The 14466-nt window shown below is 59.5% G+C and carries 15 protein-coding genes; 11 read left to right on the top strand and 4 right to left on the bottom strand.

Annotated elements, in window-relative coordinates:
• Nucleotides 1-35: 35 nt before the first annotated feature.
• From SELSP_RS08790 to SELSP_RS08775, 4 genes are read right to left on the bottom strand one after another with little or no spacing between them, the layout of a single operon-like run.
• A complete protein-coding gene (locus SELSP_RS08790) occupies nucleotides 36-1157 on the bottom strand; it encodes an ABC transporter permease (protein WP_006191239.1) in 1122 nt (373 codons plus the stop codon).
• A complete protein-coding gene (locus SELSP_RS08785; RefSeq protein ID WP_006191240.1) occupies nucleotides 1154-2275 on the bottom strand; it encodes an ABC transporter permease in 1122 nt (373 codons plus the stop codon). The genes SELSP_RS08790 and SELSP_RS08785 overlap by 4 nt, the downstream gene beginning before the upstream one ends.
• Nucleotides 2272-3804 (bottom strand): ATP-binding cassette domain-containing protein, encoded by a 1533-nt coding sequence (locus SELSP_RS08780; protein ID WP_006191243.1) that lies wholly within the window; start codon nucleotides 3802-3804, stop codon nucleotides 2272-2274. Before SELSP_RS08780 ends, SELSP_RS08785 begins: the two co-directional genes overlap by 4 nt.
• On the bottom strand, nucleotides 3801-4802 hold the full coding sequence (locus SELSP_RS08775) for an HlyD family efflux transporter periplasmic adaptor subunit (RefSeq protein WP_006191245.1): 1002 nt from the start codon (nucleotides 4800-4802) through the stop codon (nucleotides 3801-3803). The genes SELSP_RS08780 and SELSP_RS08775 overlap by 4 nt, the downstream gene beginning before the upstream one ends.
• A gap of 218 nt (nucleotides 4803-5020) precedes the next feature.
• On the opposite strand from SELSP_RS08775, the gene SELSP_RS08770 reads away from it, so the two are divergent.
• From SELSP_RS08770 to rnc, 11 genes are all read left to right on the top strand, one after another.
• A complete protein-coding gene (locus SELSP_RS08770) occupies nucleotides 5021-6145 on the top strand; it encodes an HD-GYP domain-containing protein (RefSeq protein ID WP_006191247.1) in 1125 nt (374 codons plus the stop codon).
• Between the two features lie 98 nt (nucleotides 6146-6243).
• Complete coding sequence (locus tag SELSP_RS08765) at nucleotides 6244-6744, top strand: YceD family protein (protein ID WP_006191249.1); 501 nt, start codon at nucleotides 6244-6246, stop codon at nucleotides 6742-6744.
• Between the two features lie 27 nt (nucleotides 6745-6771).
• A complete protein-coding gene (gene rpmF / locus SELSP_RS12005) occupies nucleotides 6772-6951 on the top strand; it encodes a 50S ribosomal protein L32 (RefSeq protein WP_009644988.1) in 180 nt (59 codons plus the stop codon).
• 132 nt (nucleotides 6952-7083) lie between these two features.
• The gene (gene plsX / locus SELSP_RS08760; RefSeq protein WP_013740947.1) at nucleotides 7084-8154 is read left to right on the top strand and encodes a phosphate acyltransferase PlsX; all 1071 of its coding nucleotides are present in this window, start codon (nucleotides 7084-7086) and stop codon (nucleotides 8152-8154) included.
• Between the two features lie 24 nt (nucleotides 8155-8178).
• Nucleotides 8179-9126, top strand: a complete 948-nt coding sequence (gene fabK / locus SELSP_RS08755) for an enoyl-[acyl-carrier-protein] reductase FabK (protein WP_006191253.1) — start codon at nucleotides 8179-8181, stop codon at nucleotides 9124-9126.
• Between the two features lie 126 nt (nucleotides 9127-9252).
• Entirely contained in the window at nucleotides 9253-10197 is a 945-nt protein-coding gene (fabD, locus tag SELSP_RS08750) for an ACP S-malonyltransferase (protein ID WP_013740946.1), read from the top strand.
• A gap of 1 nt (nucleotide 10198) precedes the next feature.
• The gene (gene fabG / locus SELSP_RS08745; protein ID WP_006191255.1) at nucleotides 10199-10942 is read left to right on the top strand and encodes a 3-oxoacyl-[acyl-carrier-protein] reductase; all 744 of its coding nucleotides are present in this window, start codon (nucleotides 10199-10201) and stop codon (nucleotides 10940-10942) included.
• Between the two features lie 73 nt (nucleotides 10943-11015).
• Nucleotides 11016-11261: an acyl carrier protein gene (locus tag SELSP_RS08740; protein WP_006191257.1), complete on the top strand. Its 246-nt coding sequence runs from the start codon at nucleotides 11016-11018 to the stop codon at nucleotides 11259-11261.
• Between the two features lie 127 nt (nucleotides 11262-11388).
• Nucleotides 11389-12333 carry an NAD(P)H-dependent flavin oxidoreductase gene (locus tag SELSP_RS08735; protein ID WP_013740945.1) on the top strand — a complete coding sequence of 315 codons (945 nt, stop codon included), beginning with the start codon at nucleotides 11389-11391 and terminating at the stop codon, nucleotides 12331-12333.
• A gap of 59 nt (nucleotides 12334-12392) precedes the next feature.
• Complete coding sequence (fabF, locus tag SELSP_RS08730) at nucleotides 12393-13637, top strand: beta-ketoacyl-ACP synthase II (protein WP_006191259.1); 1245 nt, start codon at nucleotides 12393-12395, stop codon at nucleotides 13635-13637.
• Entirely contained in the window at nucleotides 13634-14362 is a 729-nt protein-coding gene (rnc, locus tag SELSP_RS08725) for a ribonuclease III (protein ID WP_006191260.1), read from the top strand. The genes fabF and rnc overlap by 4 nt, the downstream gene beginning before the upstream one ends.
• The last annotated feature ends 104 nt before the right edge of the window (nucleotides 14363-14466 follow it).

The raw sequence follows: 14466 nt of genomic DNA, 5'->3' as shown, positions 1-14466 counted from the left end.
TCGGGAACTCGGGGCGCGTTTTGCATTTTTCCGCTTTATATTGCGCGGCTGCGAAAGAGCCGCATGGCGAGGGGCAGCGTGAAGGCGGCGATGAGGAACAGGGGGATGTAGTCGCCGATGAGGTCGGCGGCGACGGCGCCTTCTAGGTAGACGCGCCGCACGGCCTCGACAGCGAAGCGCAGAGGGTCGATGTAGGTGAGGATCTGCAGGATGCGCGGCATGTTGGCGACGGGCGTTGCGATCCCTGAGAGAAGGGCGAGCGGCAGCAGGAGGACGAAGAGGTAGACGAGGACTTGCTGCATGCTGCGTGCGATGGCGGAGACGCACAGCCCGATGCCCGTTGAGCTGAGGATGAAGAGGAAGAGCGTCAGATAGAGCGTAAGGAAGGAGCCGGCAAACGGAATCTCGAACCAAAAGAGGGAAATGAGCAGGAGAAGCGTGCTCTGCACAAGTCCGATGAGCATGGGCGGAAGCGCCTTGCCGATGAGGATCTCCACGGGGGCGAGCGGCGTGACGAGAAGCTGATCGAAGGTGCCCTGTTCGCGCTCTCGGGCGATGGAGAGTCCGGCGAGCATGATGACTTGCACGAAGGAGATCATGGCGATGATGCTCGGCAGGAAGGTCCAGCGCGTGATCTGGTTCTCGTTATACCATGTGCGACTCGTCAATGTGATGGCGGGCGCGGCATGCAGTCTCTCTGCGTTCCAGCGCGCGATGATGGCTGCTGCATAGCCTGTGGCGAGCGTCGATGTGAGCGCGTTGCGGCCGTCGGTGATGACCTCGACGGGGGCGGTTTCGCCGCGTGCGAGACGCGCTTCAAAGTCTGCGGGGATGATGAGTGCCATGAGAATGGTCTCGGAGTTGATCAAAGGCTCAATCTCGGCAGGGACGGCAAGTGTCGCCGTGCGCGAAAATGCGGGCGAGCCGTCGAAGTGCGCGATCAGGCTCTGCGAGGCTTCGCTTCTCGATGCGTCGACGACGGCGTAGGGTACGGAGTCGAGATTGTAGTTGGCGACGTAGCCGAAGAGCAGCCCCTGGGTGAAGACGGGCATGATGAGTGCAATGCGCATGCGCGGATCTTTCAAAATGGCCAGGAGTTCCTTGTGCCCGAGGTAGTAGAGATGTGTGAAGAAGATGCGGATGCGCTGCATGTTCATTCTCCCACCTTCTTTCGCGTCAGATGAAAGGCAGCGCCGACGAAGAGTGCGGCAAAGCCCGCAAGCGCGACTGTGTTTTTGATGATGAGCGGCCAATAATTTCCCGTGAGCAGCAGGGACTTCAACATTTGCAGGAAGTAGGGCATGGGCAGGAAACGGCTGATGATGCGGATGCCGAGCGGTGCCGTATGCAGATCGTAGAGGAAGCCCGACAGCATGATCGTGGGCAGGAAACTTAGAAGAAGCGCCATCTGGCATGCGAGAAATTGATTCTTCGTCATGGCGGAAATCACGAGTCCGAGACCGAGTGCCATGACGAGGTAAAGCATCGTCGTGCCGAGAATCAAGATGAGGGAGCCGCGCATGGGAAGCTCGTAGAGCAGGTGTCCGGTGATAAGGCACAGGATCATGCCCGTCATGGCGACGAGGAAGTAGGGAATCATCTTGGCGAGAATGAGTTCGAGGCGCTGCACGGGCGTGACGAAGAGCGATTCGAACGTGCCGCGCTCCCATTCGCGCGCCATGACGACGGAGGTGAGGAAGACGCCGACGATGGTCAGGACGAGCATCAAGAGGCCTGGAACGAAAAACCATGTGCTCGTGTTGGCGTCGTTGAACCAGACGCGGCTGACGATTTCAGCGCGCCCGACGTTTTGTTTCGCCAAGGAGCTTTCTGCCGCTTTTTTCAGCACGACCGACTCGAAGTAGCCCTGCGCCGAGGCGGCAGTCGTCGCCTCGATGCCGTTTAGCAGCAGCTCGATTCTGGCCGTGCTGCGAGGGAGATTGCGGCTGAAATCCGTGGGGATGATGAGGACGGCGTCGACTTCGCCGCGCCGCATCATCGCTTCCGCTTCCTGTTTCGAGTGAACGTAGGCAGGGGCGAAATAGTCGCTGCCGTCAAGAAAACGGACGGCGGCGCGCGCCGTGGGCGAACTGTCTTCCAGGGCGACGGCGGTGCGCACGTTTTTCACGTCGAGCGACAGGCCGTAGCCGATGATGAGGATGAGGGCGAGCGGCAGGACGACGCCGAGCAGGATGCTGCCTCGGTCGCGTTTCATCTGCTGAAATTCCTTGCGCGTGAGGGCGAAGAGCCGCCGAAGAAAGGCACGGAGATTCATCTTATTGCCTCCTCCCGTCTGCGCGCTTCTTCCACGATGCGGATGAAGACGTCGTTCATGTCGGCAGCGGGCATCTTCATGCGCGCGCGTATCTCAGCGGGGCTGCCTAGGACGAGCATCGTGCCGTGATCTTGGATGAGGATGCGCGTGCAGTATTCGGCTTCCTCCATGAAGTGCGTCGTGATGATGACCGTCGTGCCCCTCTTTGAAAGCGCGTCGATCTTCTGCCAGAAGAGGCGGCGCGCACGCGGGTCGATGCCGCTCGTCGGCTCGTCGAGGAAGAGGAGCGGCGGCTCGTGCAGGAGCGCCGCCGCCATGGCGAGCCGCTGTTTGTAGCCGCCGGGAAGATCGCCCGCGCGGTCGTTTTTGCGCTCTTTCAGATCGAATTCGGCGAGGACGGCTTCGATGCGTGCGGCAAGAGCCTTCGGACGAAGCCCGTAAATGCCGCCGAAGAAGCGCAGGTTTTCGAGTGCCGTGAGGTTCTGGTAGAGGGAGAATTTCTGCGCGACGTAGCCGATCTGTGCGCGAGCCTCCGTGCGTGCGCGCGCGAGGTCGACGCCCGCCACGCGCAGTTTGCCCGATGTCGCGGGCAAGAGTCCGCAAAGCATGCGGAAGGTCGTGGTCTTGCCTGCGCCGTTCGGTCCGAGGAGACCGAAGACTTCTCCTTGATAGACTTGGAACGAGGTGTTGTTGACGGCTGTGAAGTCGCCGAATTTTTTTACGAGGTCGCGCACCTCGATGATGGCGGAGCGCTTTTCTCCCGAAGCGGCGTATTCCGACTGCGCCTGTGCCGCGCTTGCAGGCGATGTGCCGAATATGCTGTGCAGGGGGCGGCGCACCTCGTCGGGAGTCCCGACGGCGAGGATGCGCCCGCGATCGAGGAGAATGACCTTCTGACAAAGAGCCGCCTCCGACATGTAGGCGGTCGCGCAGAGCACGGAAAGGCCGGCTTCTCTCGCCTGCTCTTGGAGGATTTCCCACAGTTCGCGCCTCGACAAAGGGTCGACGCCGGCGGTCGGCTCGTCGAGCAGCAGGAGGTCGGGCGAGCGCACGAGGGTGCAGAGGAGTCCGAGCTTCTGCTTCATGCCGCCCGAAAGATTGCCCGCGAGCCGCCGGGTGAATGGCGCGAGTCCCGTCATGTGCAGGAGGCGCGGGAAGCGCGTGTGCCGCTCCTCTTGCGCTATGCCGTGCAGATCGGCGTAGAGCAGCATGTTTTCCTCGACGGTCAGATCTTCGTAGAGACCGAACTTCTGCGGCATGTAGCTGAGGCGGCTCTGCACCTTCTGCGGCTCTTTCGCGACATCGTGTCCGAGGACGAGGAGATCGCCCGCCGTCTTGTCGAGCAGCCCCGCGATGAGCCGCAGCAGTGTCGTCTTGCCCGCGCCGTCCGGGCCGACGAGCGCCGTAAGCTCGCCTGCGGACACCGAGAAGTCAAGACCTCTGAGCGCCGTGACGGTGTGGGCGTCCTTCGGTGTGAAAGTCTTGACAAGTGCCGTGGCCTCTACAGCGGGCGCGTTTTTGCCTTTCATAGGTCTATCCGCGCATTCACGGGCATGCCGAGGCGCAGGCGGTTGTCGGGATCGTCGACCGAAATGCGCATTTCGTAGACGAGGGATGTCCGAAGATCCTCGGTCTCGACCGTCTTGGGCGTGAACTCCGCCGTTGAGGCAATGAAGCCGACCGTCCCGGTGAGCGGCTTGTCGGCTTCGCTCGTCGTCGTGATGAGCGCCTTTTGTCCTTCGTGGATGCGGCTGAGATCGGCTTCCGATACATAGACGCGCACCTGCTTGCGCTCGATGAGGGAGAGCTTGAAGACAGGCATGGCGGGCGAAGCCATGTCGCCGACTTCGAGGAGGCGCGAGCGGATGACGCCCGCCGACGGCGCACGAAGCTCGTACTGCGTGAGCAGGTGGGCGAGGCGCTCCTCTTCCGCGCGGAGTGCGGCAAGCGTCGCTTCCGCCTGTAGGATGTCCTCGCCTCGTGCGCCTGTACGCGCTTCTTCGAGCGCGGCTTCGGCGGCTCTCGTCTTCGCTTCGGCGGACTCGGCTGCGGCACGTGCGTTGTCGAGCTCCTGCAGGCTGATGCCCTCGCTTGTCTCGTAGATTTCCAGCATGCGTGCGTAGATGCCCCTGGCGTTGGCGGAAGCGGCCGCTGCGGCGCACACGTTTTCCTGTGCATGGAGGATCTCTTCACTGCGCGTGCCGTTTTTCAGCTTCTCCAAGACGGCTTCCTGTGCTTTGGTCTGTGCCTTTGCTTTTTGCAGGTTCAGTGCAAGTTCCGCCGAGTCGAGCCGTGCGAGAAGCTGACCTTCTTCGACGGAATCACCTTCGTCCACGAGGATTTCAGAGAGGCGTTCGCTCGGACGGAAGGCGAGCGTGACTTCGCGGATGTCGACGTTGCCCGAGAGCCTGAGGTGCGCTGCACGCTCGTGCTGTACGGCGGATTCGTGCACATGATAGAGGTACGCGCCGCTTCCCGCTGCGAGCAACACGAGAGAGAAGAGCAGGAGTTTTGTTCGCGTCTTCATGGAGAATGGCCTCCTTCGTCTGCAGGAACGATGTTTATGCTCTCATCATAGCAGATTGCATAGGCGGCTGCAAATGAATCATATTAAGGAAGCCCGCACAAGGAAGTTCTTCATAATCCATGAAGGATTTGTAGCATTAGAAAAATTTTTATGTTATAATTGGGACTGTGCACCTAGGGATGTAAGAATTGGTTTTCAAACGAAGGAGTGCAGGCGGAATGCTGAAGAAGTATGCGGTAGACCAGCTCAAGGAAGGCATGGTCGTCGGACAGGCAGTATATAAGGAAGATATGTCCATCCTCCTGGGAGAAGGCACGGTGCTCAATCAGCAGATGATCGACTCCTTGTCCGAGAGGAACATCGTCTCCGTGGAAATTCGGGAAGAGGGCGGGGAAGAAGTTTCGGCCTCCATGCCACAGAGAGCGCAGGGGACAGCGGCGAAAACCGTTCCGCTGAAGGAGCCGATTCTCGACGAAGGATATGTCAGGGATTATGGCGAGTGCTTCATCGAGCTGAAAGCCCTCTTTGAAGTCACAAAGGCGCACGGTTCTGTCGACAAGGATTCGGCGGAAGTCTTGGCGCAGAATATCCTGCCGCTCTGCTCGGGTGCGAAGGCTGTCGCGCACATCCACAACATGACACTCAAAGGCGAGTACACGATCCATCACAGCCTTCATGTCGCCATCTTGGCAGGTCTTATGGGCAAGTGGCTCAAGATGCCGCAGAAAGATCAGCTGCGCCTGATTACGGCGGGATTTCTCATCCTTATCGGCAACTTGCGCATAGAGCAGGCGATGCTCGATAAGGAAGGCTTCTTGACGCCCGATGAGCGCAAGATCATGCAGGAACATCCGAAGTTCGGACATGAGCTGATCATGGCGGGCGGCTTGGGCGAGGACAAGGAGATCGCCGAGGCCGTGCTGCAATATCATGAGAGAGGCGACGGTTCGGGCTATCCGAGAGGTCTTGTCAAGGAAGAGATCGGAGAATTCGCACGCATCCTCGCCATCATGGACATGTACGATGCGATGGCGTCGGATCGCTCCTACGCGAAGAAGCGCTCGCCCTTTGAAGTGTTTAATATCCTAGCGGACGACATCATGAATGGGCGGCTCGATACGGACTTCGGTTTTCGCTTCATCCGCCGCGTCTGCCATTCCTTGAACGGAAACTGGGTCAAGCTTTCGAACGGCGAAGCGGGCAAGATCATCTACATCGACGAGTCGCGCCTCGCGTCGCTTCCCGTCGTGCAGACGATGGACGGCGAGTTCATGGATCTCAACCTGCGCACGGACATCAAGGCTGAGTATCTGCTGACGAGCCGCGAGATCGAGGAAGAATGAATGCCAGGAATCCGCAGGCGTGAGAAAGCGGAAGGTCTCTCTGCATTTTCTTGACAAATAAAATACGCCTTGCTATAATACCTTGAGGTCGATGCAGAATGATGATGGTTTGTATTGCTGATGCAAACGCCGCGATGGGCAGGGGCGTTTCTTTTTCGTTTGTCACGACGGCAGAAGAGCTTGACGCCGAGCCGGAGGATTGCCGCATAGAAGGGCCTGTCGAGGTCACGGGCGAAATTCTCTACACGGGCGAGGCCTACCGGCTCACAGGCTGCGTGCGCTGCGAAAGAAAAGCCGTCTGCGATCGATGCCTTGAGCATTTCTCCGCTGAGGAGAGCTATGCGTTTGATGAAGAAGTCCGACGAACGGACGACGAAAGCGGTCTTTCTATCGTTGACGACAAGATGGACATTTCGCCGCTGATTCGGGATACGCTTCTTGCTGCTCAGCCGATTCACAATGTTTGTCGGCCGGATTGTCTCGGGCTTTGCCCGAAATGTGGTGCAAACCTCAATGCGGGTGAGTGCGGCTGTGACCGTGCCGTGCCCGATCCGAGGCTTGCGGCTTTGGAGCAGCTTTTGAAGAAGCAGAAGATTTGATGCACACAGTAAGGAGGTGTTTCCCGAATGGCAGTACCTAAGCGTAAGATGTCGAAAGCCCGCCGTGATTCGCGCCGTGCGAATTGGAAGCTCACGGCTCCCGGCTTCGTTTCGTGCCCGCAATGTCATGAGCCGAAGATGCCCCATCGTGTTTGCCCCGAGTGCGGTTACTACGATGGCAGAGAAGTCGTTGCTGCGGACGAGTAAGAAATTAGGGGTGAGCAGGATGTAAGCGATTATGTCCTGCTCATTCTTTTATTTTATATTCCTAAAAGGAATTATCGCAAAGACAGCGAAGATACTAGAATGAGGCATGTGTCTGGGGAGGAAAGATCGTTCGTGAAGATTGCAGTGGATGCCATGGGCGGGGATTATGCGCCGGAGCAGATCGTCTTCGGTGCAGTTCGGGCTGCGAAGGAATATGGCTGCGAGATCGTTCTCGTCGGGGATGAGAAGAAGATCGTGCGGGTCCTTGCCAAAGAGGAAGGCTGGCAGAGCTTAGGCATTTCTGTGCTGCACGCGAGCGAGGTCATAGAGATGGGCGAGCACCCCGTCACTGCCGTGCGCAGAAAGAAGGATTCCTCCGTCGTCGTCGCGACGCGGCTCGTCAAGGAAGGCGCCTGCGACGCCGTGCTCTCCGCCGGCTCGACGGGCGGTGCGGTGGCGGCGGCGCAGTTCATCCTCGGCCGCATTGCGGGCGCCGATCGGCCGACGATCGCGACGCCGATGCCGACGCCCAAGGGTGTGACGCTCCTCCTCGATTCGGGAGCGAACGTCGACAGCAAGCCCAAGCATCTCGTGCAGGGTGCCATCATGGGCGCGCTTTATGCCGAGCATGTCTTCGGCATAAAGAAGCCGCGCGTCGGTCTTTTGAACATCGGCGAGGAAGAGACGAAGGGCAACGAGCAGGCGCAGGCGACGTACCCGCTGTTGAAGTCCATGACGACGGTGAACTTCTGCGGCAATGCGGAAGGGCGCGACATTCCCAAGGGAAATTTCGATGTCGTCGTTTGTGATGGATTTGTCGGCAATGTTGTGTTAAAATTTGCGGAGGGGTTGGCGAAGACGCTCGTGCGTCTCGCGAAGGACGCCGTGAAGAACGGCGGGATTCTCGCGAGGCTCGGCGCGTTCCTGTTGCTGCCGGCGCTGAAGAAGCTCGGCAAGACGATTGACGTGTCGGAATACGGCGGCGCTCCCCTTCTTGGTGTGCGCGGTTGCTGCCTCATCGCGCATGGTTCGTCCAACGCGAAGTCCATCGCGAGCGCCATACGCGTCGCCAAGGACTACGTGGAGAGCGACGTCCTCGCGCATATCAAGGAAAATCTGGCACGCGAAGCGGCCTTGGACGACAGTGGGAAGTGTCCTGCGGCGAACGGGGAAGAGCCGGCCGCAGAAGCCGTCCGGTCGTGAGATGGGTGTATAGGAGGATAAGGGATGTTTGAAGAAAATCGTATTTGTCAGATGCTGCGGATAAAGTATCCAATCTTCCAGGGAGGCATGGCTTGGATCGGCACGGCGGAGCTTGCTTCTGCCGTCTCGAACGCCGGAGGGCTTGGCATCATCGGCGCCGGACACATGCCGCCCGACGTCCTGCGCGCGGAGATTCAAAAGTGCAAGGGCTGGACAGAGAAGCCGTTCGGCGTCAATATCATGCTCATGTCGCCCTTCGTCAAGGAAGTCATGCAGGTCGTTGTCGACGAGCGCGTGCCCGTCGTGACGACGGGAGCGGGAAATCCCGGCGAGTACATTCCGGCGCTCAAGGAGATCGGCAGCAAGGTCATCCCCGTCGTCGCTTCCGTCGCGCTTGCCAAGCGCCTCGTGCGGACGGGCGTCGACGCGCTCATTGCCGAGGGTACGGAGTCGGGCGGTCACGTCGGCGAGATCACGACGATGGCGCTCGTGCCGCAGGTCGTCGACGCCGTCGATGTTCCTGTCATCGCGGCGGGCGGTATCGGCGATTCGCGCGGCATGGCGGCGGCGTTCGCCCTCGGTGCATGGGGCGTGCAGATGGGCACGCGCTTCGTCCTGTCGAAGGAGTGTATCGCGCACGAAAACTACAAGAAGTTCGTCTTGAAGGCGCGCGATCGCTCGACGGTCGTCACGGGGCGCTCGACGGGGCATCCCGTGCGCGTCCTCGCGAACAAGCTCACGCGCGAGTTCGAAGAGATGGAACGGAGCGGCGCTTCGACGGAAGAACTCGACAAGCTTGGCGCGGGCAAGCTCAACCTCGCGACGCACAAGGGCGACGTCGAGAACGGCTCCGTGATGATCGGACAGATTTCGGGCATGCTCGATGATATTCTGCCCGTAGCAGACATCATCCATAACATCGTGGAGGGGTTGCCCGGCGCCGTCAGCGGCGCTGAGGCGCATTGCAAATAAAGGCAAAGAAGAGGTGTTCACGCTAAGGAAGTGCTGATAAAATGAAGCCGTCCGGATTTGCGCAGATGCGTGAAGCTGGCTGGCTGAATGTATCAGCCATTCCTAAAGGAAAGAGAGGTCGGTTCGATGAACAAGCTCGCATTCGTATTCCCGGGGCAGGGCGCTCAGCAGGTCGGCATGGGCAAGGATTTCTACGAGAAGTATGATGTGGCGAAGAAATTGTTTCGTGAGGCGGACGAGGCGCTCGGCTACTCCATCATGGAGATGTGCTTCAATGGCCCGGAAGGGGATCTGCGCCTGACGGCGAACACGCAGCCGGCGATCCTCACCGTCAGCGTGATCGCAAACGAGATCCTCAAGGAGCATGGAATCCAGCCCGAGATCACGGGCGGACACAGCCTTGGCGAATACTCGGCGCTCGTCGCAGCCGACGTGCTCGACTTCTCCGATGCCGTACTCCTTGTCCATAAGCGCGGCTCCTTCATGCAGGAAGCCGTCCCGGTCGGCGAGGGCGGCATGGCAGCCGTCATGGGGCTTGAGCGCGAAAAGATCGTCGAGGTCTGCGAGAAGGTCTCGGCGGACGTCGGTGCCGTGCAGGCGGTCAACTTCAACTGCCCTGGGCAGATCGTCATCGCGGGAACGATGGCGGGCGTCGAGAAGGCGGCGGCTCTCTTGGGCGAGGCGGGCGCGAAGAAGAGCGTGATTCTGCCCGTCAGCGCGCCGTTCCACAGCACCTTGATGCAGCCGGCGGCGGAAAAGCTTGCCGCAGAACTTGACAAGGTCGAGATTCGCGATGCGAAGATTCCCGTCGTCGCCAATGTCTCGGCTGAGATCCTCACGAAGGCGGCGGACATCAAGGAGAGTCTTGTCAAGCAGGCGGCAAGCCCCGTGAAGTGGGAGGACTGCGTTGAGAAGATGAAGGAATTCGGCGCGGACACCTTTGTCGAGGCGGGCCCCGGCAAGACGCTCTGCGGCTTCAACAAGCGCATCGACCGCAAACTCACGAGCATGAACGTCGAAAATCTGGAAACTTTGCAAAAAACGCTTGACTATTTCAAGGAGGTTCGCTAATATGCTTTTAGACGGCAAGACGGCGCTCGTGACGGGCGCATCGCGCGGCATCGGACGCGCCATCGCCCTCTGCCTCGCGGCTGAGGGTGCGCGTGTCGCCATCAACTATGCGGGCAATGTCAAGGCCGCCGAGGAAGTCAAGGCCTCTATCGAGGCGGCGGGCGGCACGGCGATCCTTTGCCAGGCGGACATTGCGGACAGCGCGGCTGTCGAGGCGATGATCGCCGATGTGGTCAAGGAATTCGGCGCGATCGACATCCTTGTGAACAATGCGGGCATCACGCGCGACACCTTGCTCATGCGCATGAAGGACGAGGACTTCGCGAAGGTTCTGGATACGAACCTCAAGGGCGTGTTCTATTGCACGAAGGCGGTCTCCAAGCTCATGATGAAGAAGCGCGCGGGCCGCATCATCAATATGGCGTCTGTCGTCGGCCTCGTGGGTAACGCCGGACAGACGAACTATGCAGCGGCGAAGGCGGGTGTCATCGGCTTCTCGAAGTCGGCGGCGAAAGAGCTCGCTTCGCGCGGCATCACGGTCAACGTCGTCGCTCCGGGCTTCATCGGCACGGATATGACGGCGGGATTGCCGGAATCGGTCAAGGAGAAGATGCTCACGGACATCCCGCTCGGCAGAATGGGAGAGCCGGAGGATGTGGCGAACGCTGTCCTTTTCCTCGCATCGGATCAAGCGTCCTATATCACGGGACAGGTCGTCAATGTAGACGGCGGCATGGTCATGTGATATAAATTATAGAGGGAAACATTGAAAAAGGCAGTGAATCCCGAGAAGAGGCAACGGAGGGAGGTGAATTGTAGTGGCGACTTTTGATAAAGTGAAAGATATCGTTGTGGAGCAGCTCGGCGTTGAAGCGGACGAGGTTTCCATCGATTCTACTTTTATTGACGATCTGGGAGCAGATTCCTTGGACATCGTTGAGCTCATCATGGCATTCGAAGAGGAGTTCGGAATTGAGATTCCGGACGAGGCAGCGGAAAAGATCAAGACCGTTCAGGATGTCGTAACTTACATTGACCAGCACAAAGAAGACGAGGGCAAGTAAAACCCTGTGCTCGTCTTGCCTTTCTTGAAGAAAATCCCGTGAAGTTTCTTCACGGGATTTTCTCAAGGAAGAGAAATATTCTAGGGAAGATCAGATATCAGAACTTCCCTCGATTGGAGGAGTGAAGTTGAAGCTTCCGGAGCTGAAAATTGGCGAAAAGATAGCAAAGATTCCCATCATTCAAGGTGGCATGGCGATTCGCCTATCGACGGCAAAACTGGCGGCCGCTGTGGCCAGTCAGGGGGGCATCGGCCTCATCGCCGCTTCGGGCTTGAGCGATGAAGAACTGCGCTATGAGATCCGACTGGCGCGCTCTTTGACGAAGGGCGTCATCGGCATCAACATCATGGTGGCGGCGCGGGAATTCGCCCGAGTTGTGAAGACGGCAATCAGCGAGGGCATCGACCTCGTCGTGGCAGGCGCAGGCTTTTCGCGCGACGTGTTCGGTCTGGGCAAGGAGTCGGGAACGCCGATCGTGCCCATTGTCTCCTCTGTTAAACTTGCGAAAATTTCACAGCGTCTTGGCGCCTCGGCGATCGTCGTCGAAGGCAAGGAAGCCGGCGGTCACCTCGGTACGGACACCTCCGTGCGCGAACTGATACCCGACATCCGCAAAGCCGTAGACATCCCCGTCATAGCGGCGGGCGGCGTTCTCACGGGTCAGGACATTGTTGATCTCATAAAGATGGGCGCCAACGGCGTGCAGATGGGGTCGCGCTTCGCCGCGAGCGAGGAATCGAATGCGGCTCCCGCATTGAAGGAGTTTTATTTGAAGGCGCAGCCCGAGGACGTCGTCCTCATCCACAGCCCCGTGGGGCTGCCGGGGCGAGCCGTCCGCAACCCCTTCGCGGAGCGCATCCTCAAGGGCAATGTGCCGCCCAAGCAGTGCGACAACTGTCTCAAGGAATGCGCGCACAATTTCTGCATCATCCGTGCGCTCATTCGTGCCGAGCAAGGCGATGTGGAAACCGGACTCGTCTTCACGGGCGAGTACATCTCCCGCATCAAGGAGATTCTTTCGGTCAAGGAGATCTTCCGCCGACTGACCGCCGAGGTTGCGGCCATCGGTTAGAAAGTTTCATGAGACAGAGGAAATAGTTTTTATGGAAAGACAGAGTGAGGTGTCATAGCTTGAGCAATCGTGTAGTCATAACGGGCCTGGGTGCGATCACGCCGATCGGCATCGGCAAGGAAGCCTTCTGGCAGGCGCTTCTTGCAGGAAAGAACGGCATCGATAAGATCACGCATTTCGATGCATCGGGCTGCCACGCGCAGATCGCGGGCGAGGTCACGGACTTCGATCCTGCCGCGTACATCGACAAGAAGGAAGCGAAGCGTATGGATCGCTATACGCAGTTCGCTGTCGCAGCGGCAAAGCTTGCCATCGAGGATGCGAAGCTCGATCTCGAAAAAGAGGACAGGGAGCGCATCGGCACGTTCATCGGCGCCGGCATCGGCGGCATCGAAACGATGCACAGCCAGTACCAGAAACTCTTCGACAAGGGGCCGTCGAAGATCAGCCCGTTCTTCATCCCGATGATGATTGCGAACATGGCGGCTGGGCAGGTCGCCATCACTTACGGCCTGCACGGTCCTTCGGCGTGCATCGTGACGGCCTGCGCAACGGGTACGGACTGCATCGGTCATGCGTTCCGCGCCATTGAGATCGGCAAGGCGGATGTCGCCGTCGCCGGCGGTACGGAAGCGAGCATCTCGGAGGCCGCCGTCGCGGGCTTCTGCGCGATGAAGGCTCTTTGCGCCGATCACAACGACGATCCTGCGCATGCCTCGCGCCCCTTCGACAAAGACCGCAGCGGCTTCGTCATGGGCGAGGGCGCAGGGCTCGTGGTCTTGGAAAGCCTGGAGCATGCCGAGAAGCGCGGTGCGCACATCTACGCCGAGCTTGTCGGCTACGGTGCGAACGCCGACGCCTACCACGTCACAAGCCCTGCGCCGCACGGCGAATATCAGGCGAAGTGCATGACGCGCGCCATCGAGGATGCGGGGCTTACGCCCGCTGACATCGACTATGTCAACGCGCACGGCACGTCGACGCACATGAACGACAAGGGTGAGACCGAGGCGATCAAGACGACGTTCGGCGCGGCGGCGAAGGATATCTCCGTCAGCTCCATCAAGTCCATGACGGGGCATCTCCTCGGTGCCGCCGGCGGTGTCGAGTGCATCGCGACGGCGCTCGCTGTAGAAAACGACATGCTGCCGCCGACGATCAATTACGAAACCCCCGACGAGGGGCTTGACCTCGACTATGTGCCGAACAAGGCGAAGCAGAAGACCGTGCGCGCGGCGATCTCCAACTCCTTCGGCTTCGGCGGTCATAACGCCTGCCTCGTACTCAAGAAGTTCCAGGCATGAAAAAGGCGGCGGAGGTTTTGTCCAAAACGCGCCGGGAAGCTCTCATAGAGCTTTCCGACCATCTCGGCATCGAGTTTCAGAACATCGTGCTGCTGCATGAAGCGCTCACGCATACCTCCTACGCAAACGAGGCGAAAAACAAGGGCGTTGTGCACAACGAGCGCCTGGAGTTTCTGGGCGATGCCGTTCTGGAACTGGCGACGAGCACCTACCTCTTCGAGCGCTTTCCCAACCGTCCCGAAGGCGAGCTGACGAAGGCGCGCGCCTCCATCGTGCGCGAGGCGACGCTCTCAAGGCGCGCGGCGGAGCTCGAGCTTGGCGAATACCTGCTGCTCGGTCACGGCGAAGCGTCGATGGGCGGCGGACATCGCCCGTCGATGCTCGCCGACGCCTTCGAGGCGGTCATCGGCGCTATCTACCTCGACCGCGGCTGGCAAACGGCGTATGACTACGTCCTCAAGCAGCTGCACGATGAGCTTCTGACCATCGACAGCGGCGAGAATATGAAAGACTACAAGACGACCTTGCAGGAAGTCGTGCAGAAGCACGTCGACAGCAAGATCGCCTACGAGCTTCTGACGGAAACGGGACCCGACCACGACAAGACTTTTGAGTTTGCCGTGCGCATCAACGATGCGGTCTACGGCACGGGCAAGGGACGCAACAAGAAGGAAGCTGAGCAGGGCGCTGCGCGAGAAGCGCTGCGCAAGATGAAGAAGCTTTGAAAAGTCCATAAATATCTGAAGGAAGAGGCTGTGCATAGGTCTGGAAAGACCTGTGTGCAGCCTCGTTTGTTTTGCGCTGCGAATACATCCTACGTCTGCGAGGA

The organism is Selenomonas sputigena ATCC 35185 (assembly GCF_000208405.1).
GTDB lineage: Bacteria > Bacillota > Negativicutes > Selenomonadales > Selenomonadaceae > Selenomonas > Selenomonas sputigena.
This window is presented reverse-complemented; position numbering and strand designations above follow the sequence as displayed.